The organism is Halobacteriovorax marinus SJ (genome assembly GCF_000210915.2).
Classification (GTDB): domain Bacteria; phylum Bdellovibrionota; class Bacteriovoracia; order Bacteriovoracales; family Bacteriovoracaceae; genus Halobacteriovorax; species Halobacteriovorax marinus.
In genome coordinates this window covers 1,212,951-1,236,681 of record NC_016620.1, presented here as the reverse complement: position 1 = coordinate 1,236,681, position 23,731 = coordinate 1,212,951, and the positions used below count along the sequence as shown (strand labels likewise).

At 36.3% G+C, this 23,731-nt stretch carries 21 protein-coding genes; 14 read left to right on the top strand and 7 right to left on the bottom strand.

The annotated features are described in order from the left end of the window. Positions 1 to 20: 20 nt before the first annotated feature. From gspG to BMS_RS06040, 9 genes are all read left to right on the top strand, one after another. A complete protein-coding gene (gene gspG / locus BMS_RS06080; protein WP_014243925.1) occupies positions 21 to 473 on the top strand; it encodes a type II secretion system major pseudopilin GspG in 453 nt (150 codons plus the stop codon). Positions 474 to 483: 10 nt separating this feature from the next. Then, entirely contained in the window at positions 484 to 1,158 is a 675-nt protein-coding gene (locus BMS_RS06075; protein ID WP_014243924.1) for a pilus assembly FimT family protein, read from the top strand. Next, entirely contained in the window at positions 1,143 to 1,649 is a 507-nt protein-coding gene (locus tag BMS_RS06070; protein WP_014243923.1) for a PulJ/GspJ family protein, read from the top strand. The genes BMS_RS06075 and BMS_RS06070 overlap by 16 nt, the downstream gene beginning before the upstream one ends. Continuing rightward, positions 1,646 to 2,569 (top strand): PulJ/GspJ family protein, encoded by a 924-nt coding sequence (locus BMS_RS06065; RefSeq protein ID WP_014243922.1) that lies wholly within the window; start codon positions 1,646 to 1,648, stop codon positions 2,567 to 2,569. The genes BMS_RS06070 and BMS_RS06065 overlap by 4 nt, the downstream gene beginning before the upstream one ends. Then, positions 2,566 to 3,918: a hypothetical protein gene (locus BMS_RS06060; protein WP_014243921.1), complete on the top strand. Its 1,353-nt coding sequence runs from the start codon at positions 2,566 to 2,568 to the stop codon at positions 3,916 to 3,918. The genes BMS_RS06065 and BMS_RS06060 overlap by 4 nt, the downstream gene beginning before the upstream one ends. A gap of 84 nt (positions 3,919 to 4,002) precedes the next feature. Then, the gene (gene pilM / locus BMS_RS06055; RefSeq protein ID WP_014243920.1) at positions 4,003 to 5,577 is read left to right on the top strand and encodes a pilus assembly protein PilM; all 1,575 of its coding nucleotides are present in this window, start codon (positions 4,003 to 4,005) and stop codon (positions 5,575 to 5,577) included. Further along, positions 5,578 to 6,195, top strand: a complete 618-nt coding sequence (locus tag BMS_RS06050; RefSeq protein WP_014243919.1) for a hypothetical protein — start codon at positions 5,578 to 5,580, stop codon at positions 6,193 to 6,195. Further along, entirely contained in the window at positions 6,195 to 7,127 is a 933-nt protein-coding gene (gspN, locus tag BMS_RS06045; protein ID WP_014243918.1) for a type II secretion system protein GspN, read from the top strand. Before BMS_RS06050 ends, gspN begins: the two co-directional genes overlap by 1 nt. 54 nt (positions 7,128 to 7,181) lie before the next feature. Further along, on the top strand, positions 7,182 to 8,117 hold the full coding sequence (locus BMS_RS06040) for a polyprenyl synthetase family protein (RefSeq protein WP_014243917.1): 936 nt from the start codon (positions 7,182 to 7,184) through the stop codon (positions 8,115 to 8,117). Here BMS_RS06040 and BMS_RS16810 read toward each other — a convergent pair. Both BMS_RS16810 and BMS_RS17820 read right to left on the bottom strand, forming a co-directional pair. Next, a complete protein-coding gene (locus tag BMS_RS16810) occupies positions 8,076 to 8,507 on the bottom strand; it encodes a MerR family transcriptional regulator (protein WP_014243916.1) in 432 nt (143 codons plus the stop codon). The two genes, BMS_RS06040 and BMS_RS16810, sit on opposite strands and share 42 nt — an antisense overlap. 43 nt (positions 8,508 to 8,550) lie before the next feature. Beyond that, a complete protein-coding gene (locus tag BMS_RS17820) occupies positions 8,551 to 8,964 on the bottom strand; it encodes an integration host factor subunit alpha (RefSeq protein WP_014243915.1) in 414 nt (137 codons plus the stop codon). Between the two features lie 195 nt (positions 8,965 to 9,159). Between BMS_RS17820 and BMS_RS06025 the strand changes: the two genes are divergently transcribed. After that, positions 9,160 to 9,666 carry a TetR/AcrR family transcriptional regulator gene (locus BMS_RS06025; RefSeq protein ID WP_014243914.1) on the top strand — a complete coding sequence of 169 codons (507 nt, stop codon included), beginning with the start codon at positions 9,160 to 9,162 and terminating at the stop codon, positions 9,664 to 9,666. Between the two features lie 25 nt (positions 9,667 to 9,691). On the opposite strand, the gene BMS_RS16805 is transcribed toward BMS_RS06025, so the two are convergent. Together BMS_RS16805 and BMS_RS06015 are read right to left on the bottom strand one after the other, a co-directional pair. Continuing rightward, on the bottom strand, positions 9,692 to 11,134 hold the full coding sequence (locus BMS_RS16805) for a DNA gyrase subunit A (RefSeq protein WP_014243913.1): 1,443 nt from the start codon (positions 11,132 to 11,134) through the stop codon (positions 9,692 to 9,694). A 14-nt stretch (positions 11,135 to 11,148) separates the two neighbouring features. After that, a complete protein-coding gene (locus tag BMS_RS06015) occupies positions 11,149 to 13,296 on the bottom strand; it encodes a toprim domain-containing protein (RefSeq protein ID WP_014243912.1) in 2,148 nt (715 codons plus the stop codon). Between the two features lie 83 nt (positions 13,297 to 13,379). Here BMS_RS06015 and BMS_RS06010 point away from each other — a divergent pair, with 83 nt between their 5' ends. Together BMS_RS06010 and BMS_RS06005 are read left to right on the top strand one after the other, a co-directional pair. Beyond that, a complete protein-coding gene (locus BMS_RS06010; protein WP_014243911.1) occupies positions 13,380 to 14,012 on the top strand; it encodes a hypothetical protein in 633 nt (210 codons plus the stop codon). Positions 14,013 to 14,101: 89 nt separating this feature from the next. After that, on the top strand, positions 14,102 to 14,539 hold the full coding sequence (locus BMS_RS06005; protein ID WP_014243910.1) for a GNAT family N-acetyltransferase: 438 nt from the start codon (positions 14,102 to 14,104) through the stop codon (positions 14,537 to 14,539). Here the strand turns inward: BMS_RS06005 and BMS_RS06000 are convergent. Next, positions 14,536 to 14,949, bottom strand: a complete 414-nt coding sequence (locus BMS_RS06000) for a hypothetical protein (RefSeq protein ID WP_157868250.1) — start codon at positions 14,947 to 14,949, stop codon at positions 14,536 to 14,538. The two genes, BMS_RS06005 and BMS_RS06000, sit on opposite strands and share 4 nt — an antisense overlap. A gap of 42 nt (positions 14,950 to 14,991) precedes the next feature. On the opposite strand from BMS_RS06000, the gene argS reads away from it, so the two are divergent. Then, complete coding sequence (gene argS, locus BMS_RS05995; protein WP_014243908.1) at positions 14,992 to 16,749, top strand: arginine--tRNA ligase; 1,758 nt, start codon at positions 14,992 to 14,994, stop codon at positions 16,747 to 16,749. Between the two features lie 25 nt (positions 16,750 to 16,774). Here the strand turns inward: argS and BMS_RS05990 are convergent, their stop codons facing one another. Together BMS_RS05990 and BMS_RS16800 are read right to left on the bottom strand one after the other, a co-directional pair. Next, positions 16,775 to 22,288 (bottom strand): hypothetical protein, encoded by a 5,514-nt coding sequence (locus BMS_RS05990; protein ID WP_014243907.1) that lies wholly within the window; start codon positions 22,286 to 22,288, stop codon positions 16,775 to 16,777. 99 nt (positions 22,289 to 22,387) lie between these two features. Next, positions 22,388 to 23,281, bottom strand: a complete 894-nt coding sequence (locus BMS_RS16800) for a rhomboid family intramembrane serine protease (protein ID WP_014243906.1) — start codon at positions 23,279 to 23,281, stop codon at positions 22,388 to 22,390. 201 nt (positions 23,282 to 23,482) lie between these two features. Here BMS_RS16800 and BMS_RS05980 point away from each other — a divergent pair, with 201 nt between their 5' ends. Then, positions 23,483 to 23,731, top strand: coding sequence for a hypothetical protein (locus BMS_RS05980; RefSeq protein WP_044557342.1), 249 nt, complete (start codon positions 23,483 to 23,485; stop codon positions 23,729 to 23,731).

Below are 23,731 nucleotides of genomic sequence, written 5' to 3'. Positions count from 1 at the left end.
AAAAATCATAAGGAGATATAATGAAAAGAAAGAGCATGATGAAACTGCTTAGACAATCTGCAGGTTTTTCACTAATCGAAATCTTAATCGCACTAACTTTACTTGGTATTGCTGGTACTTTTGTTGCTGGTCAAATCTTCTCTCAACTAACAGAGGGACAAATTAAAGCTGCCAATATTCAAATGAAGAGTTTTAAGTCAATTCTTCAAGACTATAGAAGAAAGTGTGGAACTTACCCACTAACTGACCAAGGTCTTGATGCACTATTAAATAAACCATCAGGTGGTAAAGAGTGTAGAAATTATCCACCAGAAGGATTTATGGACGCTGACGAGATCCCTAGAGATCCTTGGGATGAAGAATACTTCTATGAGTCTGATGGAAGAGACTTCAATATTTGGAGTTATGGACCAGATAGACTTGAAGGTGGAGAAGGTACTGACGCCGATATTTACCTTAATAAAAAGAAATAATCTTTAATAGATGAAAGATATTGTCACAGGTAATAATAAAGGCTTTACTCTCATTGAGATGCTAGTCGCCCTATTACTTGTGACAATCGTCCTCACTGTCGTCTCCGGCACTAGTTTTTCAACCAGAAGAAATTTAGACGAAGCCCTCAATGATGTAGAAAGAGCTGTTCGATTCTCAGTAGACGAGGCCGCTCTTAAAAACTCCATGTTAAGAGTTCGCTTCAAATTTGATGAAGACCCTCAAACTTGGTCGGTTGAGTTTGGTCCAAGTGGTAACTTCGTTTTACCTCCAGTCTCAAAGAGTGTTTCACAAAGTAAGTCGGAAGAAGAAGCCGAGAAGAAGACTCAAGATCAACTCAATAAAAAGTTCTCTAGAGTTAGAGAGTTTCAAGATGGAGATAGAGAATTTCCACTTGGTATTAGAGTGATTGGTCTTGCTACTAATCTAACTCAGGCCATGCTCTTAGACGGGGACAACTCCCTCTATATTTATCCCACTGGAGAAAAAGATTCTGCTATAATAATAATAGCTTCGGACGATGAATTAGCTGCTTTAAAAATCTCTCCATTTACGATGGATATTGAAAGAGAATATTTCAGCGTAGAGACTTCAGACTCCACTGATATTACTGAGGCCCAAATTGAATTGGCCGAGAGAATTTTTCAAGAATGGCAGAAAAACTAAAGTATAAATTAACAAATGATGGATTTACTCTAGTTGAAGTAATGATTTCCCTAGCAATTTTTGCGGTTTTCGCATCGGCCTACCTTACCGCCCAGGGCTTTAATATTAGTGACAGTACTGTTATGAGAGAGGAGCTTGAGCTAAAGAGATATGCTGAACTAAAGGTTAATGAGCTTATCGTTACCCCTCCAGAACTAAAAGAATCAATTACTCTAACAAAAGAGACAGGAAAGTTTGAAGAGAATGATAACTTCACCTACTCTATTGAATATAAGAAATTTTTAATTCCAGATTTAAATAAGATAACTGGTGCAGATGAAGAAGCACAAGATCCAAATGAATCGAAAATATTTGAGAATGTTAAAAAGAATTTAGAGAAAATTATTTGGCAAGTTGAAGTAACAGTAAAGAATGAGACAAGTGAAAGGTCTTACTCTGTAAGTACTTGGCTCTACAATCATCAGGCCCAAGTAATGTTTGAGCAAATGTGAAAAAGAAAAGAATTAATAGTACTCACATTTATAAAGACCAGAGTGGCTTCACCCTTATAGAAGTTCTGATAGCTATTACTATCCTCTCCATTCTTATGGCAACGATGTACACCATTGTTAACAATAGTACGGAATCAAAAGATAAAATAATTTCTGAAGATAGAGATGCACTCCAGCTTGTTACTGCGCTAGATAGGATGGAGCAAGACTTCTCACAACTCTACTCTCCTCTTTACTACAGCGCTAAGTACCAAAAGAAGAATGATAATGGCTTTGCCCCTAGAAGCTTAGGAAGTGATGAGCAAGAGAAAGCGGCCAATCCTCTTGACTCATATGAGGCTTCAGAAAGATTTCCGGCCATAAGCACATCAGCAGATGTTATTCCAATTATTCAAAATGAAACTAAGACTGATCTTATCTTTATGACAACATCAAATAGAAGAGTTTTGGAAGATTCAAAACAATCTCGTTATGCGTGGGTGAAGTATGCCTTAAGAAGCTCTAGTGAAGATGCTGATGAGAGAAGAGAAGGTGCAGAATATGAACTCACGAGAGCAATAGAAACTGAGAATATTTACAATAAAGAATTTGATTGGAAGAACGTTAAGGAGTATCCCCTCTTAAAGGATATCAAGTCTTTTCAATTTCTATTTTGGAACCCAAAGACAGAGAAGTTCGTAGATAAATTAGATCAGTTAACTACTGACAAAGATACACCTAGACTTATTAGAATTAAACTTGTTTGGATAAATTCAGACAATAATGAAGTTGAGATTGATAGAACCTATAGGCCACTCTACCCTTATTTTGATACAGAAAAAGATGAGAAAGAAAAAGAAAATGCAAGAAAGGGCGATCAAAAGCCTGGCTCACCTAATACTCCAGGAGCACCAGTAGAAAGTCAGGAGGAGGATCTATGAAAAAGAATATCCTTCGCAATGAATCTGGAATGGCGATTATGATGGTTATGTCAGTTATTGCTATTATGGCCTTCTTACTTGCTGACTTCACTTTTGAGTCTAAGGTAAATAAGTTAAAAGTTTATAATCAGCAAGATAAACTACAGGCAAGACTAAATGCAGAGGCAGGGCTTAATTTTGCACTTGCAAAGCTAAAGCTCTATCAAGAGGGACGAAATTTAATTGAAAAGAATAAACAATTAAAAGAACTCATTCAACCTTCAGTCATTGAGTCTGTCGTAACGATGGAATTTATCTATCCTATTCCGATTCCTGCGAAGTCAGATATTCAACAGCGATCGGCCCTCGAAGAATTTGAAAAGAATAATCTTATAAAAGGGAGAATGGGTGTAACTATAAATTCCGTTTCAGGTTTTCTTAATCCAAATATTCTGCGTATAACTAAAACTAATAATCAAGATGAAGAGAGAAGAAATTTTGATGAAGACGAGGAAGATGAGAAGGACGTTAAGCCAGATGTCTTTATTGAAAAGAAATTAGTAGAGACTCTGACCCAAGCACTAGAAGATGAGAAAGAGAATAACCCAGACTTTGATCTTATCTATGGAAATGTGAACCCTGAACTTCTCGTTAAAGAGCTAAAATTCTATGTCAATGATTTGAAAAACTTCAATGATATGGAAAGAGCAGAAATTGAAGCAAATTACTTGGCCGCAAATATTACGCCTAAGCATGCCCCACTAACATCCATCGACGAACTCTACCTACTCTTAGGATGGAATGATAAGTTGATCGAATTGATCAAAGATAAACTCACAGTTCACGAAGTTAGTATCATTGCTGTTAATGAATTAACTTCGGATCAGCTAAAGATTTTATTTCCAGATATTACAGATTTCCAACTAGAGCAATTTTTCAAGCATAGAGATGGTGATCAAGAACTTCAAATTGAGCCTCAAGAATTTAAATCTGAGAAAGACTTCAAAGAAGTTGTTGTCAATAAACTGGCCATCGTTGACAGCTCTAATTATGAAAAACGCAAAAAAGAGCTCGAGCAGGCCGGTTTAAAGATAGCTGTAGCTGGTAAACTCTACAAAGTAGTCTCTAAAGGTTTCTATGGAAGAGCAGAGTATAGTATTACGGCCTTTGTCGACTTACCTATTAAGCCAGTTCCAGAAAAGAAGAAGGAAGAAGAGAAGAAAGAAGCGCCTCCAGTAAAGAAAGAAGGTGATGTAGAAGATGAGGAGTTCATTGATCCTCCTCTTGATGAAAAAGAAGATGAAGAAAAGAAAGAGGAAGTCCCTATGGAGCTACTCTCACCTAGAGTCATTGAAATAAGACTGCAGTAACCGAGTATTAACCTCCACTATCTAGACACTATTTTCCTAATATTTTTAGAAACATTTTTATAATGACTCTGGTAATATATACGTATGAATATACTTGCAATTGATTTAGGTAGTTACTCAGTTAAATTCTATGAATGTCGACTGGAAAGAAAACAACTCAAATATTTGGGCCATAGAGAAGTTATTATCGCTAAGATTCGCTCTCAATTTGCTCCAGAGACGACCACTAATGAAATTCACAATGAAATCGTTAAGAGTTATCTAAAACAAAGCCAATTCGAAGGTAAAATCATTTACCAAATTCAAGAACAATTCACGAGTTCAAGATACCTAGAGCTTCCAGTGAATAGTAGAAAGAAAGCGGAACAAATGATTCCTTTTCAATTAGAGGAAGATATCCCCTATTCATTGAAAGATATTCACTTTACTTCTACATTAATTAAAAATGGCGAGAACTTCTCAGCATTAATTAGCATTGCTCAATTGGACTACTTTGATAATTACTATAATTACTTAGAGTCTAGTGGAACTCTTCCAGCAATACTAACAACAGAAATGGGAGTCATTCAAAGCTTCATTGACCAAAAGGCATATTCAGGTTCATTCTGCGTTGTAGATATTGGACATGAAACAACTAAGGCCTACTTCATCCACAATAGAGAAGTCATCTCCTCCCACCTTACAAATTTAGGTGGAAAAGTACTTGATGAAATCATAGCGCAGACCTATCAAATTTCTATTGATGAAGCGATTATTTATAAGCATGAGAACTGCTTCTTTCTAACAGAAGATCAACTTGATGATGTTACTGGAGAACAAAGAGAGTTCGCAAAATTAATGCAACAAGCGATTATGCCTCTTGTACTCGATCTCAAAAGATGGGAGCTTGGTTATAGGGTAAAGTTTGGAAACCCTATTGATAATATTTATATTACAGGTGGTAGTTCGAATATAAATAATATAGAAAACTTTCTCACTTCAGAGTTAAATATTAAAGTTCAAAAATTTGATCCTCCTAAGATGGATGGATTAACTGAGATGGAGAAACCACAATTTCTTCTCTCCTATATGATGTCTGCAGCACAGCGCTCATCTACTCTTATGCCAAATTTCTTAACTGGCAAGTACACAAGTGGATTCTCAGACTCAATCTCTCTTCACTCGCTCTCGTTTATTTTATCGAGAGCTCTAATGTTGATGGTCGTCCTCTCTGCCCTCATGATGATTGATAGAGTTTTCTTTCTTAATTCTAAAAATGATGAACTAGACAGAAGAATTACCAAGATTATCAAAGCTGATAATTTAGAAATTTCTAGAAGAGATCAAAGAAAGTATCGACGCGACCCAGAGAGTATCCTCAAATTAATGAAGAGAAAGAACTCCATGGTAAAGCAGGAAGTGAAAACAATTCAATCCGCGACAGAGGTTAATGCTACTAATGCCCTAGTTCAATTGAGTGAGTATATCTCTCGAAATGAACTTGTGAATATGGATTTCTATGAAAATAAAAATGGTTCTGTAAGAGTTAAGTTTAGCTCTAAAGAGCCAAAAGAACTTGAAGTATTAAAATCTCATTTGAAACTTGGTCCATTTGAAAAGCTTGAGTTCGGTGACGATAAAAATGAGAATAGCTTAACTATTAACTTTCTGGATAACTAGATGAAGAAAATTATATCGAAACATATAGATGATTTTATCTTCAAGCAAATCGACCTCTTTAAAGAGAGTGAGGCGAAGACTAAAATAAATGACACTCTAAACTCTTTAACAGAGCAGCAGCATAAAATCTTCAGCCAAGCAGGGTCATTTGCACTTATCTTTATTCCATTTATTGTCTTGGTCTCTATCTTTATTTCCAATTCATTCTTAAAGTCTAATATTGAAATGAAAAAAGAAATATTAACTGAAATTGAATACTTCAACTCAAAGAAATCTGAAGTTGAGAGCGTCGGAAGACAAATCATCTCTCCTCATACGATAAAGAATACCGCGGATCTAGATAAGAGACTCCAACGAATTGCTTCACAGCGAGGAATCTCATCTGACTCAATTAAAGTTATCAGCTTTGAGAGTCTTGAAAAATCTGGTGCTATTGAAAAGTCAGAAGCCTCTATAAATGTATCAAAACTCACTTCGAAAAATCTTTCCAATCTCTTGCAAAGAATGTTGGACTCAGAGAAATTTAAAATTTTTGAAATGAGTCTTAAAAGAGATAATAAACTAAGTTTAATCGAGGGAAATATTAAATTCACTCACTACGCTAAGGTATCGAAGTAATGGTTAAGCTAAAAACTCATCCAAATGAGTTACCTGATGAAATCTACATTCAAAAGAAAACTTATTTTGCAAAAGTTGCTATGGCCTCCGGTATGCTTATATTCTTGGCCTTTCTTATGAATTTTCCTATAGGAACTATTCTTAAGTCTCAAATAGAGAATGCAATTAGATCCAATCCAACATGCCCTATTACATACGACGAGATGAGATTTGAATGGTTTCTTCCAAAAGTCGTTCTTACCAAACCAGTCGTTAGTGGAAGATGTTATAGCAATCCGTCTTCATCTTTAAAATTATCAGACCTCGTTATTAGTTTTCAATCTCCTAGCTTTTGGCCTCTTGGTATAAAGCTACACTCTAAAGTTAAGCATAAATTATCTGTAATAAATATTTATCCAACAGTTGGTATTGGTGGCACAGTCATAAAGGTTGAGAAATCCTCTCTTTCTCATAAGACATTGAAAGAATTTCTAGGGACAAAGTCTTTAAATTTCACTGGGGATATTGAAATAGAATCTCTCGTCAAAATTGATGGAAGTAAATTAAGTCAGTCAGACTTTTTAATCACTTCATCAAATCTATCAATACCAGGACAAAATATTGGAGGATTCGATCTTCCAAACCTTCCAATAGGGGCCCTACAACTCAAAGGAAGCTTAAACTCCAAAGACCTACTTGAAATACAAGACTTTCAATTAGGTAGCCCAACCTCACCTGTCATGGCAGAGGCCAATGGTGTGATTAAGTTAAATACACACAATATGTCTAATTCCTCATTAGATATCGCCGGAGAAGTTAAATTCTCACCAAGTTTTCTTGAGAACTTTGCCATTATTAACATGATGCTAAGTGGCAAAGAGTCTACTAATAAAGGCTTCTATAAATTTAAAGTTGGTGGAAAGTTCGCAGCACCAATGCCTTCATTCAATTAAGAAACTTTTCAAAAACCTCTCTTTCTGATAATTTAGCCCTTCAAAGGAAGGGCCATGAACGTAGCGCAAATCATAAGAAATATTGAGACTCACCTAGAATTAGTTATTCCAAAACATAACTTTAGTGAAGTCTATCGCTACGGCGTACTTCCTCCAGGTAAGGCCTTTAGGCCACAGCTTGTGAGTGCTATCTACGCAGACTATTGCAATGAAAGTGATCATAAATTTCTAGAAGATCCTAAAACGCCAGTGAACTACTTGGCCTCTGCCGTAGAAGTTCACCACGCATACACATTACTTCACGATGATCTTCCTTCTATGGATGATGACGATACTAGAAGAGGAAAACCTGCAACACATATTAAGTTTAACGAATGGAAGGCGCTACTTGCTGGAGATGGTCTTCAGACGGCTTCCTTTGCCCTTCTCGCTAAGTATGGGCATAAGAACCTAGGGCTAATATTAAAATTCTTCTCATGGGCGCTAGGACCTAAAGGACTTATTCAAGGACAATACTTAGACTTAAGTGAAGAGATGACTAAGGGAATTGACGAGTTGATTCTCACTCATCAATATAAAACAGCAAGGCTTATTCAAACTTCAATCCTACTGGGATACTGGTCAAGTAGCGCAACAACAGACTATAGAACTTCTAAACAATTATTTAGACTAGGCCACTCAGTAGGTGTTGTCTTTCAATTACTTGATGACTTAACAGAACTAGTAGATGAACAATTGAGTCAGCATGAGCTTGCTGTTAACCCATGGCTTACTGCAAATAAAGATCTATGTTTCAAAGAAATCATTTCTGATCTAGAGAAAATAGAAAATATAATCACGAGTGAAGAATTAGCTTCAACTAAGAAAGTTCTCGCTAACTATTTTAAAAAGATTGAAGGTCTACTAGTTGAAGGTAAGACAAATATTACTAAACACTCAGAGATAGATCTAGTGCCAGTTATTTCTCTGCTTAATAGAATCAACAGATGAAATCAAAGAGTTTAGTTTTGCCTTCGCCATTACTAATTTCTGAATATCTGAATCAGAAAGACTTCTTGTAAACTTCTCCATTACTTTAGAAGTCTCTTCAGTCTCATCCGCTACAATAATCTCACTATCAGAAGATAATAATCTAAGATCAAGCTCGGCCCTTGCCTGCTCAATATTCATTTTATCTTCAAAGAGTAATTTCTTAATAAGGGCAATTGCCTCAATATCTTTGTGTTCAAATAACTTCTGACCAGAAGAAGATAGAATTGGAGAGATATGGTCAAATTCGCTTTCCCAAAATCTTAAAACGTAAGGCTTAACACCTGTTAAAGAACACACTTCATTTAATTTAAAGTGTGATTTATTTGGTATTTCGATCTGGTTGCTCATAGTCTCCCCTTAAAGGGACTCAAGCTCCGTTACGAGCTAGAGTCTAATCAAAATCGAGGTCGTCAGCACCGACTTCCTCAGTATTATTCATGAACGAACTGAGAGCTCTTGATGAACCTTCCTTTGCAGGAAGAGATGTATCCTCGTTACCTTTATCATCAAGTCTGTGCGCGAATCTAGCAGTAACGTCTTCTTTTAATACCTGTGAAGGCTTAAAAGTTAGAACACGTCTTGCAGAGATCTCCATGGCACTTCCCGTCTGAGGGTTACGACCTACTCTCGTCGCCTTGTCTCTAATTGAAAAATTTCCGAATCCAGAAATCTTAACTTTTTCGCCTCTCGCTAACGTATCTTTAATGACCTTAAAAACAAGATCAACTAAATCGGCAGCTTCCTTCTTGGAAAATCCGGCTTCTTTGTAAACACGCTCAACAATGTCGGCTTTAGTAAGACTCATACTTCCTCCGTGAATTAAAGTCTAATACTCAAAATCCATATATATTAATAGGTTAACAAAGAACTGAAATGATTACTATAAAAATATTAACTAGATACGCATTTTTTATTTTATTTAGTGATAGAGCTATTCTCGACAAAATAGATGGGGAATTTTTTGCCATTTCCCCTATTTGGCCGTGCTAGAATTTCTCTCATGACGAGTTCAAAAGAAGAAGTGTATCACAAAATCTGCCATGCCGTTCTCCATCTAGAGGTTGCCAAAGGAAATCTCAAATGGTCTCTCTCTGATATTTCAAGAGAAGCTGATGTGACGAGATCCCTAATCTACTATTACTTTGGTAAAGAGAAAGAAACAATTCTAGAGGAAGCTTTTAAATATGTTTCCGAAGTAATGTTCAATACTGATCAAAGCCAAAGACTTGGTATCGTCAATAGAATGAAATTTGTGTTAGAGAGAGTTAGAGAAATGCCCTATATTTTCGTTCTCTTCTTTCTAAGAAAAAGAGATGGCGGAGAACTCTCAGACATTATTCAAAAAGCCGAAGACCACTTATTATTTATTCTGGATAGAGATTTTCCAGAACTCAGTAAAGATGAAGTTCGAAAACTCTACTTACTAGAGCTCGGTGCCATTGCAACTAATATGAGCGATGAGGAAGCTGAGAAAGTATTCCAAGAGTTCGTGAGTAAACAAAAATAAAAAAGGAGCCCTAGAGCTCCTTTTTTTATTTCTTCTTCTTTTTTACAGCTTTTTTCTTAGCAGTTTTCTTTTCAATTTTCTTTCTTAACTCTGCTCTTTCTTTATCTTTTCCCTTAAGCCAAGCAGTCAATTGATCACCAACATCTTTGAGCTCTTCAATTAATTTCTTTTTAATGAGCTTATCTGATTTAGCAATTTTAGTATACTCGGCCAAGAGTTTAGTATCATCCTTAACCATTAAAGCACGCTTGGCCACTTCCTCTTTTGTCATCCTATAAATAGGCATATCTGCGAGGTAGTCACTATAAACAAACTTCTTCTTAGTTAGATATTCTACGAATGACTTTCTATTCTTAGACTTAGTTGCGACTTCGTATTCTTTCTTTTTAATGAACTTTATAATTTCATTATTTTGCTGAATCTTATCTTTAAGTCCCTGACAACGTAGTTCATATCTTCTCTTAACAACAGCTAATCGCTGACCAGAGAAAATTTCAATAATCTCTTCAGGCTTATCAAAAATTCGAACACCGCGCTCAGAGATTAAAGTATAGTTTGGTACTTGTGTCGATGCAGTTCCCATTTCCTTTTCGACTTCTTCCAAGGACTTTTCAGCACCTCTTTTGAAAATTAATTCAATGCGAACATCATTATCAACAGTTGAATCAACAAAGTCTTTAATAAAGTCTGCTTCAATATACTTAGTTAGATACTTATAGATTTTTTGAGCATCATAGCCACGAGGCAATTCATTGATATAAATTTTCCCATCAACTTCTTCAAAGCCCATATTGAAGATTAAGCGCCCACGCTGATCTCTTTCAATTGGAAGATTAAAGCCATTACTAAACGGTTTTAACTTCTTGGCCTTCCCAGACTCTAGGAAACTAATCATAGAGTTAATCACTTCCTTATGACTAAAACTTGGAATAACAGATGAGAAACCTGTCCCAATACCTTCTGCTCCATTTAAGAGCATCAGTGGTAACTTAGGTAAGAGATTTACTGGCTCCATAACTTTTTCATCGTAGTTAGGCACCATTTCAACTTGGTCCATATCATCGAAGAGTAGAATTTGAGAGATTTTCCCTAACTTACATTCGATATACCTAGAAGCGGCAGGAGATGTTTCCATCCTTTCACCAAAGTATCCCTTCTTATCAATTAGCGGATAGTTATTTGAGAAAGTATAGTCCTGGGCCATATTAACAATTGCAGACTCTACAGAAGCCGGACCATGTGGGTGAAGAGTTAACACTAATCCAGTTGCAGAAGAGACTTTCATAAGTCCCTTAGATTGATTCTTCCACAGAGTGAAGAGAATTCTTCTTTGCCCTGGCTTAAGTCCATCCTTTAGATATGGGATTGCACGATCCATCAGAGTATAAATCTGATATGTCCTATACTCCTCTCTAACGATATCCTCTAGGGGAATACTCTCCATTGAATGTAGATATGTTTCTTCCATGTTTTAAAAATTCCTTATTTCTTCTTTTTAGAAGAAGTTGTTGTTTTCTTTTTTGCTTTCTTTTTACCAGTCGTAGTGGCCTTCTTCTTAGTCACTTTGGCTTTCTTCTTAGTCGCGGCCTTGGCCTTCTTAGCTGGGGCCTTACTCGCCTTCTTTTTCGCCGAAGATGTTGTTGTGCTTGAAACAGATACACTTGTCGAAGACGATGAGTCCTCATCCATTAATAACTCTTTTCTAAGAGACGTATCTTTACCAAAGCAAACATTTAGCATTTCCTTTGCTCTACTCACATCTGAAGCAGAGATAATAGTAAATGACTCTCTAGAAAGTACATGCTTCCAAGCTTCTGGAGACATTTCCCCTAGCCCTTTATTTCGTTGAATCTCTTTTATCTTAAGCTTTGTAGTCTCTCTAAATGTTTCTAGCTCATCAGGAGTTTCAATATACTTAGTCCCTTTGTCAGTGATCACCTCAAATAGTGGTGCCTTAGCGATACAGATTGCTTCCTGATCAAAGAGCTCTGGCCAAAATTGGTAGAAGAAATTTGTGAGTAAAGTATTGATGTGACCACCGTCAACATCCGAGTCCGCTAGGAAAACTACTTTTGAATAACGAAGTTTTGAAACATCCGCCTCAACTCCAATAATAAGACCAATTGAGGCCATAATGTCTGAGAATTCTTGATTATTTAGAATATCAGAAATCGCTGCTTGGGCCACATTCATTGGCTTACCTTTTAGAGCGATCCCGCCTTGATATAGCTTATCTCGTGCTGAACGCAGACCACCGATTGCCGAGTCACCCTCACAGATAAATAGCGTACATAACTCACGCTTTTTTCTCTCGTTGGCATCAAGGAGTTTTTCAACTCTTTGCTTCTTCTGCTTTCTCGCCTTCTTAGAAGCATCTTTGAGCTCTTGGAATCTATTTCTAGACTTAGCTCTCTCCATCACTACTTCTAAGTATTCTTTATTTTTTCTAAGAAATTTATCGATATTCTTATTCATCAACTCTTCGATACCTTTTTCAAGATGCGTATCGCGAACGAGTTTTCTCTTAGTCTGAGATTCAAATCTAGGGTTTGGCATTGTCACACCAATAGTGAATGTAATCCCAGTAAGAATATCATTATCAACAAGTGTTAACTTTTCTTTCTTAGCATTTCTAGCGAGCTTGTCTTTAATTGAATTCACAAAAAGTCTTCTCACTCTATCGTGGTGAAAACCACCATCGAATGTTGGAGTAGAGTTTACAAATGAGATAAACTTCTCTCTTTCTTCAGACTTTTTTGAAAGATTTAAAGCAACAGAGAGATCAATCTTCCCTTTTACTTTTTTCCCTTTGGTATTCTTCGCTTCATAAATATATGCGGATGCACCAAACTCCTGTGCAGTATCGGGATCAACTCTTTGTGCAAGCTCTAATAGCCCTTTCTTATAGTGATACTTTTCCTTATTAAAATAGAATGTCAGGCCTGGATTATTATAGGCGAGGTCAATAATTCTCTTTCTAAGTAACTCTTCATCAACAACATCGTTCTTATAAACTTCTTTAGACAGCTTAAGTTCAACTCTTACCCCAGAGTGACCTTTAAATGGCTTTGGTTTCGTCTTCTTAACCTTAAGGGCCCCATCAATAAATGTATAAGTTTGTTCTTTTTTAGAGTTATAGTGCCTTACTCTTACTTTAAACTCATCACTAGTAAGACATGTGGCCGCAGCACCAAGACCGTTTTGTCCAAGAGTTCTGTGGAGGAAACCTTTTTCGTCCGTTTCCTCGTCTTTAAATTTAGAACCTGTTCTAAATTCACTATAAACTTGAGGAACTTTCTCTATTGGAAAACCAATACCATTATCCTCAACCATTACGCTCTTTCCGTCCTCAGAGAGTTCGCAGTGAATCTCTGTAACGTGACCACGGTAATATTCATCAATACAATTATCGAGAATCTCTTCTATGGCCTTACTTTTGGCCTGATGGAAGTCCACCGTTTTAAAGTTCAACTTTCCATCTTCATATGTGTAAGTTTCTAGCTCTTCTACATCATTTGAACCAAAAACTAAGGTAATTCTATTTCGACAGTGCCATCTCTGATCCTTGCTTTCGATCGTCGCTTCCTTGGCCTTACCCTTTCTTTTTACAGCTTCAATGCTCTTACTCATGCGTCATTTTCCCTATTATTTAGGTTTTTTTATTTTGATATAATATTGAGAGTAATAGGCCATATTATTCAAGAAAAGGTACAATGCGTTACATAAAACAATATATTTTCACTATATTAGCCCTTATTTCAGTGACCCACGCCAAGTCAATCCCCCCGTCAGCAAGCGTCATTGATAGTTTAACTATCGAAAAATCGGTTGGTGAATCAGTCTGGAAAAAAATATTATCTGGTGAGATTCACACAAAGTCCGAAGTCAGAAGCAGTGGAGACAAGGGTCAAAAAAAACAAATTCTCGACTTCTATATTGCAGGACTTCATAAGAAAAGCTGTCGCTTTGCACTAAAAAAACTCTCACACTATGAGTCATACAAAGACCATATAGGCTATATTAAATCTAGTTCTTACAACGAAGAAAATGAGAGAGTTCACTTTAAACTCTCCTCAGCGCTCATGCCCTTTAATATGATTCTAGATTTTAAAATTCCTCGAATAAAGAAAGCGGGAAGCTATGATTTTATTTTTGATAAGGGCTTTCTCATCAATTTAAAAGGTAAAATCACTGCCGTTGATTACAAGAAGAGATGCCTCTTCTACACAACCGCCCATTGGCAAGGCAACCACACTGGTATACCAAATACCCTATTTTCCTTCTTCTCCAAGGCACTTTCACAGCTTGCTATGGAGAACCTTTTTAGAATTTCAAGTACTTACTAAGTGAAACCTATTATTTACGTGACAATGGGGGCTAATCTACCTATAAAGACCACACACATAAACACACTTACCCACAACACACACAATATATGAAAGTACTAAGAATAAATGCAGCCGATACATACCACATTAGAAACTTGGTTCTAAGACCTGGTAGACCAATCGAAGATTGCTACTTTGAGCATGACGAAGATGAGCAAACATTCCACTTGGGAGCCTTTATTGACTCTCAACTTGTCAGTGTTGCATCATTTTACTTTGAAAAAAATCCAAAACTTGAAGAAGAATATCAGTATAGACTTAGAGGAATGGCCACACTTCCAGACCATAGAGGACAAGGCCTGAGTTCTTCCCTCTTAAAAACAGCATTTCCAATTATTAAACAAAACTTCTGCCAATTGCTCTGGTGTAACGCTCGCTCAAGTGCACAAGGCTTCTATCAGAAAGTCGGCTTTGAGAAAGTGGGAGAAGAGTTTGACGTTCCATCTATTGGACCTCACTTTCTCATGTTTAAGACAATTTCTTAAAAGATTTTATTAATACAAAAGGATTTATTGGTTCTGCGGTAGATGTAGTTCAAGTAGGCTTGCGTACAATCTTTCAGCGTCTCATATTGCTTTAAAGGTGCGCATGAGAAGTAAACTTCCTTATTTTCCTTATCGTTTTCTCTTCTCTCTTGGCAGTTAAAGAAACTTGGATAATTCACACAGGCAAAGTGTCGACCTTCACAGTCGTAAATGAGAAAACGTCCAAGATAGTACTTATCACTTATTCTTGGCTCTAATCTCCTTCTTAAAGTCGCATCTCTCTCCTCTTTATTTAGCATCTCCTGAGCCTTTTGTGCCGTCTGAGAATGAGAGCTAAATGAAATTAAAAATATGAGTAAAAAGCCTACGATATTCTTCATTATAACCTTTGCATTTTTAAAGAATTTCATTAAGTATAACATAAGTAATTAAATAAAAGACTAGAGCCGATTATGACCATTTTACACAATAAGATCCTAAAACAATTAACTGAAGCTATTGAACAATCTATTGGTGCCAATTATCAAGGTGCCGAAATCTCAAGTGAGCAAATAAACTCACTGATCTCAATAGCACCTAATATGAAAATGGGTCACTTTGCTTTTCCATGTTTTCCACTGGCAAAGGCAACCAAATCGGCTCCTAATCTCATAGCTGAAACATTAGCAAAATCTATTCAATCACAAGGTATTATCCAAGAGGCCAAGAATGTTGGACCTTACCTAAACTTCTTCATTAACCCTGCTCAGACAGGTAGTGAGTTGACTAACGAAGTTCTATCTGGGGAATTCTTTACTAAGGAATTAGTCAGTGAACGCCCAAAGACAATGATTGAATACTCACAGCCAAATACCCACAAAGAATTACACGTCGGGCATATGAGAAACTTGTGTCTCGGTAATGCTCTCGTGAGAATTAAGAAGTATGCAGATCAAGAAGTTGTAGCAGTAACTTATCCGGGAGATAGTGGGACACATGTTGCCAAATGCCTTTGGTATCTAAAGTATCACAATAAAGAATCTATCCCTGAAACAGATAAAGGTCCTTGGCTAGGAAGTATTTATACTAAGGCAAATCTTCTTCTTGAAGATGAGCTGGGTACAGAGAAAGAGGCCAAGAACCGTGAGCAATTGACGGCCATTTTAAAAGAGCTTGAAAATGAAAGTGGAGAATACTTCGATCTTTGGAAGGAGACACGTGGTTGGTCACTTGAGATGATGAAAGAGGCTTATAAGTGGGCCGACGTTGAATTCGATCGCTGGTTCTTTGAGTCAGAAGTAGATAGCCCATCTCTAGAGTTAGCGAAAAAGCTTTATGAAGAAGGAAAATTAGTCAAAGATGACGGCGCCATTGGTATGAATTTAGAAGAAGACAAATTAGGTTTTTGTATTCTTATTAAGTCTGATGGGACTGGCCTCTATGCTACTAAAGACGTTGCTCTTGCAGTTAAGAAGTTTGAAGAATTTGGTGTTGAAAATAATATTTACATTGTAGACACTCGTCAGGCCTTTCACTTTAAACAAGTTTTTAAAGTCCTCGAACATATAGGTTTTGAACAAGCAAAGAATTGCCATCACCTACAGTACAACTTTGTTGAATTACCAGATGGGGCCATGAGTTCTCGTAAGGGTAATATTGTCCCTCTAAAAGATTTAATTAACCAAATGGAATCTCATATCGCCAATGAATACTTGAGTAAGTATCAAGATGAATGGGATAAAGAAGAAATTGCAAAAACATCTTCTATCATAGCCAGAGGGGCGATCAATTACGGAATGACTCGTTTTGATAATAATAGAAAAATTGTTTTTGATATGAAGGAATGGTTAAAGCTAGATGGTGAAACTGGACCTTATCTTCAATACGTCTATGCCCGAATAAACTCACTTTGTACGAAGCTTGGATACTCTAGTGACCTAGAAGCAGATTTCTCAAAATTAGAAAAAGATAGTGAGCTAGCACTTCTGATTAAGATTTCAGCTTTTAATGATATTGTTATTCAGTGCCATGAGAAGAACTCTGCCACGGCACTATGCTCATACCTCTTCGAATTAGGTAAGCTCTATAATACGTTCTATGCTGAGTGCCCTATTGCGAAGGCAGAAACTGAGACTCTTAAGAACGCAAGACTTAAGCTTTCTAAGTCAGTAAGTCTTGTTATGAAGCAAGGTCTATCTCTTCTCGGTATTGAAGCTCCGGAGAGAATGTAACGAAAGGCCCATCATTTGAGGGCCTTTACAAATCCATTATCTCTTCAACCATTTCAGAGAATTTATCTTGTCTCTCTTGCATTATATCAATCTTAGTATTGCTAAAGATTCCTTTTTCAACTCTAGAGCCTAGATCTTCCTTCATTAACATCGGTAGTAAAATTTGATCTCCAAAGTATTCCATTGCCTGTTGAACAGGTTGCTCTGAATCGCTAACTCCAGAGGCCCTTCGCGATCTTAGATTACTCCACTTAAAATCTGCGGAGTCGTAACCTAGGACAGATGCAATACCAGAAGTGGCGAAATTCTTAGGCCTCTTCTCTTCTAGTTTATTTTGTACAATGGCCCCGGCCAATGTTTCTACAAACCCACCATTCTTAGTATCACTCACGAGAAGCTTTTTGACATCAGTGACAATGCTCTCAGGAATTTCCTTTCCACCTTCACCTTGTAACATAGGAGAAATAAAATCAGACTTAATCTGCGAAATGATTTTCCTTCCTCTTGTCGAATCAAAGAGCTTACCTATAACTTCCTTTGATCCAAGTTGAAGTATTGTTTGCTCACCTACACCTTGTTCTGCAAGAGGAGCTCTCGCTTCTTTCATAACAAAATTAGCGACTTCAGATTCAATAATTAAATCCATGAGATCAGACTTCATGAGTAGAGCTTTCAAATCTTCCAAAGAAAGTTTCTTCTTATTTTTTATCTCAGATCTAACTTCTTGTAAGAACTTATCTAGCAGTTCCTTAGATCCAGCAGAGTCATAGTCATGCAATTTCTTTAAGTACTCGCCAACCATTGGCATATACTCGCGCATATATTCGTCAATCGTCTTTAGCTCTAATTCTCCACTTGAGCTATCTTCACCACGACCTTCACCGCTTTCTTCGACGCTTTCTAAAGTTAGCCAATTACCATCTTCAAAGCTCTCTTTTGCAAAATTTTCTAGGGAAGAAATTGCATTGATAGTATAGAGCTCTTGCGAGCGATTCATATCTAAATTCTCTTTAATTCGAGAAGACATTCTTAAGCTTCGAAGTACGCTTGGAACAGCTGAACTAATACCGCACTCTTGAACTAGAGCAATCGCCCAATCAACTTTCTTTTGAGAGTCCTCACTTGGAGACTCATTAAAGTAGTGTAGCCAGAACTCTTCACCTTTCTCAATTTTGGAATAAAGCTCACTTCTAAGAGCTTCTTTTCCTTGGAAGTCCCGATTAGACTTTACCAACTCTCTCTTGCTATCTTCAATACAACCCTTTAGGGCCCCTAAGTCTCTTTCAGAGAGGTCTGCTAAGAAATCCGTAGATTTACTAGCATCCACGACAAGATCCTGGACCATATTGAAAATACTTTCTAATAAGCAGCTATTAACAGCATCAGTATATTCTTTAGCTGCAGACTTGGAATCTTGCGTACATTTTTTAAATGTAGATATCTGAGAGTCTACAAATTGATTTTGAACATTCTTGTTACTACTCAGTAGTGAAACAAATGGTGTTATCTTATCTTTAAAAACTAACTCTGTTGCTTTAAGTCTTGCCCTATCAATGCAGCTATCAGTATCTATAATTTCTTTGCCATCTTGACTTGAAAGACAATTTTGAAGTTCAGTATTGGCCACGCTAGCAACAACTTCTCCTTGTGAGAGTGTTGCTTGATAATTGGCATCATTGGGAGTTAATTTCCCCATATAGATATCTAGAACAGACTTTTTAATAACTCTTTCACCAATAGCTGAAGTCGCTCTTAGTGTGAATTTATTTTGAAATTCATTTAGCCCATCGTCAGCATAGGCCTTAGATATATCTGACTTTAAGTCCTCATTGATGAACTTACTATATAGCTCTTGCTTTTCACTGGCGCTAAATGAGCCAGCAAAATCACCTTCAAAGAGGATAGACTTAAGCTGATCATCAAAAACATCGTACGTTACTTCCGTTTTTACTTTTAATACACAGCTATCTAAATATTCTTTAAGTACTGCATTAGCAGGTCTCTCTCTCAGACACTGCTCCATAGAACTACGACCACCGCGCGCTAGTTTTTCTACATCGTTTTCATTTTTAAGAATTCCCTTCTCTAAGAGCTTCATTCCCTCTGAGCGAGATGCCTCTTCGGTTAAGTTAATTGCAACGATTTCAGTCATCTCATCGACAGTTCTATTTAATTCATCACTTCCATTTGCTGAAAGTATTTTACTTCTAAAGTCATATTCTCCATTAAAGACTTTTTCTCGTAGAGACGCAGAAACGGCATCAGCTCGCTCAGGATCGATCATATCTCTTACATATTGATCAACAGTTCTATCAGCAACAAGATAAGTTGCTTCACCTTGAATTTTCTTAAACTCAGTTATCACTTCTTCTAAAGATAAGCTCTTCCCTTTCAGGGCATTGGCAACATTAGCGCTCATTTTACTAACAATTGTATCTTTAGTATCAGCGATAATTTTAGCGTCAACTCCACTATCTTCGAGCATTCCCGTAACGATTGGAGAGAGAATATCATCTTTTGCACTCTCACTCATTATCAACTCAACACTACACTGATCTTGGATCTTATCTAAAGAAGATGAAATCTTATTAATCTCTGAGTACTCCTTAAGTTTTTCCTTAAAACAAGATTGAATCAAAGATGCATAATAACTCTTCCTCTCTTCATTCAATTGTACTTTTCTATAGAGGGGATCACTTTCAAATATTTTAGCTAGCTCTGTCTTACCTAAATAGAAAGACGCCCAAATGACACTCTCTTTTAAGCAATCTGCTGAAGATGTCTCAAAATCAATAGAGTCATTACTTTCGATAAGTTGGTCCCTGGCCTTCGACTTTAGATCTTCAAAACACTTTAAATGTGGAGCTTGATCTCTCGTTGCCAGATCATCCCATAACTCAGTTCCTAGCTTTTCTTTTAATGTCTTTGTTATTACTTCATTAGTAGCAGTGAGAGTAACTAACTGTGTACATTTTGCTGCCTCAACTTTATAGAACTCTCCACGTTCTTCCCTAAGGTTGGCCTGTGCACTTTGTATGGAAATACAATTATCGTATCCATTTGAAATCGTTCTCTCTTTAATACTCTCTCTTTCAGTCCCTTCAATTCCCATTGAAGAGAGTTCATTATCGAGAACAATTCCCGAAACTTCACGCCCAACGACTTGTTCAATTCTTGAGGTACATTTAAATAGAGAATTTTTAAATTCATCTACTTCAAGAGTATTTAATTTCTGTTGATTATAATTATCATTGAAGAAACGTGGACTAATAAAGTCACTATCTTGATAACACTTTCTAAGATTTTCTTTCGCCTTGGCAAGAGTTGATGAATCTACTCTAAGTGTAATATCTTTGCCTTGATTCTTATAGTCTCTCTCCATTTCACTGAGTGAGAAAGAAACAACCTTTTCAATATCCTTATCCACCGATGTAAAAATCGCCTTATAAATACAGCCTTTAATAGAACCCATATCTAAAGTGTTGTCATAATTTTCTTTTATACATTTATTGTATTCACTTACAACCGTATCTAAAATAACACTTTGATTATTACTTTTGATTTGATCTATTAAGATAGACTCTCCTATCTTCACAGGAGCCTCTTTCATATAGGCATTCATACATGCTTCAGCAGCTTTTTCATTAGACCTGCTAGATGCGGCTTCTAAGCATTTATGAAAATCAACCATAGAAGATTGAGCAATCTCTGAATAGAACTCATCACTCTCTCCAGGTACTAAATCCTTAATCATCTTTGGAACAATATTATTTACAAAATTCTTATAGGCATGTTCATAGGTCTTAGCTGTTAACCTAGAAATATCTGCTTCTAACTCCGGAATATCTTTTTCAACATCGCGAACTATATCTAACACGATACTATTTATCTCATTAGGATTTAGATATTCATTACCATCTTTATTGATTGAATCAATCTGTGAACCAACAGCAGTCCTAACTTCATCTGCTAATTTTTCTCTCTTATCCTCTAAGCTAAAGAAGTTATTAAAGATAAATGACTTAACACCACCACCATCTACTTTAGATATACTAGAAGGATATGGATTAACACGTGTCTTAGAAAGTTGTACTCGATTTCCTACAGAAATTACCTTATTTGAACTCAACACAAGAGGATAATCATTCTTATCATATAAAGTATCACCAGTAGAAGCACCTCTCACATAAACAGAGAGCTTACTTTTTCCACTGCTATCAGTTTCAGTATCAAATATAAATTGATCTATATCCCCTTCATCTGACTTTAATTTAATTTTGAAAATCTTCTTTCCGTTTTCTATAACTTCTACAATCTCTAGGTTTCCTCTCTGAGCCTTAGCTTCATTAACAAAACTTAGATCACTTATACTTCCATCACTATTATAGTTTACCTTCACATTATGCGATTCATTCAGCGCGGAAATAGAAAGAACCATACTTCCATCGGCGAGGACAATCGGCTTATTTGAGACGGCACTTTCAAGATAGCTTCCCCACAATCTATCAGTAACCTTCATGATACTACTTATATTTTCATCTAACTCTGGAAGGATTCCATAGAGCCCTTCTAGCTGTTCACAACTTTGTACGTAGAAATCTTTAAAAGTATTATCGAACTCATTCTTATTATAAAGACCATATCTTTCTAACTTTGATTTTAAGTCTTCTAAGTTTTTGTCATCATTTAATGGATAGAAATCATCTTCAACAATTCGATCACCCTTTGTTCGACGAAGATAGAAAGAGCCATCTTCTAAATTCATAAAGAGATCATACTTCTCACCGTCTTTATTGATAGATTTTACAAGACTCATCTTTGCTATTTTAGAATCTAGAACTCTCTTATGAGCTGATAATCTCTCAAGAAGATCATCTCTTACACTTCTATCAAATTCATACTCTCGCATAAGAGAATTAAAAGAGGATAGAACTCTGGAGAGCTTTCCAGGTGAACTAATATCAAGATCTCTCGACTTCCTAGAAGATAATCTATTCACGATATCTCTTGGGAAAGAGATATTTTCAGGGACAGTCATTTTACGGTTTCTTCCCTTGGCCAAAGTTAGTCTACCATTAGAACTAGAGACTACTGCGAGACTTTTCTTAAGACCTTCACCTGTACTTAAGACGACATTCGATCTTTGATTATAGATCTTTTGATTCAGGGCCAGCATCACTTCTCTTGCATTTTCTCTACTCGCCCCAGTTATCTTCTCTAGCTCTACTTGAATGTCTGGACTAGATTGATTGAGATCAATGCTTTCCATTTCTTGTCTAATATTAGGTCTTAATTGCTCAAGGGGATAGAATACACTTGCAAATGAGTTTACACTCTCTGGGAATTTAAAACTTTCTCCATTCACTGATGAATTAGAGAAATCGAATTTTTGAACAACGATCTTACCACTTTCTTTATCGTGATAAACAGCTGTCGCATGTTGATTGTCAGAACTCTTTGATTCATAAATTAATTCGTGAGCAATTGCCAATTGCCCGCAAATAAAAATCAATAGAATAAAGAATAGATTCTTTTTCAAAGTGTAGTTCTCTCAATATGACCCTATTAAACAAGGGTACTCTCAGAGAACTTTTCGGTATTCCGAGTATTTTACTTTAGTAACTTAGCGACTAGTAAACTACTGAATTTGTGATAATTTAAAAAGTTCTACTCCAAGTGTTAGTCCACTAAAGAGAATTGCCAAAGATGTAAAAAGAAGAGAGTTTTTCATATCGGTCCTTCCCGTGTCGTATTGTCCATAGAATATTCCAGCAAACATTCCTAAACTCAACCCCAGAGCGTGGGCCATATTGGCGATAGAGAAAACAAAGACACCCATTAAGCATAAGAAGAACCAGCCAACCATAAGGATAACATCACTCTTTGGAAGAGAATATTTTGATTCTTTATTAAAGCGCTTATACATCCATAGGTAGCCAAGGAGACCATAGACGACTCCACTCATCCCTCCAAAATTTGGACCTGAGATAAGGTACTGACTGAAGTTAGAGATAGAGCCCACCACTAAGATAAATAATAATAGAAAGTTAGATGATCTCTCCACTTCAACTAATTTTCCCAAGTCTTTCATCCAAAGCATATTAAAGAGGATATGCATTAAACCAAAGTGAAGAAAAATTGGAGTAATCGCTCTCCAAAATTGACCTTGGACAATTTCATTAAGACCAAGTTTTGGATCAGATGAGAACTTCATCACTGAATATAACTCTGGCATAATCTTTAAGGCATCGAGAGCGTAGACAGCAATACAAAATACTATAATAGCTTTAGTAGCAAAACCCATTGGAACTGCTGCAATCTCACTCCACTCTTTTGATGGAGTAAACTGCTTAGGTAATCCCATCATCACTCGATAGATATCAGTAGCAATTTCTATATTTTCTTCTTTATCTACTTCGAGAATATATTCATTATTCACATTCTTTATTTCAATATAAATATTTTGAGAACGTCCTTCTTGAGCGATCTTCTCGGCCATTCTCTTATCTGCCAAACTTGCAAATGGGATCATTACTTACCTATCTAATTATTTAATTTAAACTATTTATAAATTAAGAGTGATAAAATTTAAAATTGTTTTATAATACCATAGAAAAATATTATTCAGCCATGCCCAAAGCTTAATCAACATCAATATTTTTCCGATAAGTACAGTAAGTACGCAACTAGTCTCAGACTAGATAAATGCATTATGCTAGAGGAGAAAATAATAATGTCACAAATTAAATCACAAATATTATCACGAATTGAAAAACATACTGAATCAAAGTCTATTCAACTTGATTTTGACTTTCTCTTAGCTCTTCAAAAAGAGCAAGCTCCTGAGCTTAGACAAGACCTCGTTGAGATATGTGTTATCGAAAGCTTTGTAAAACTTTATGAAGATAAAACTCTTGATTACCTACTCTATGAATATATGGACTCAAAGCTTACTCACTCTATTGAGAGAACAGCGGCCTAA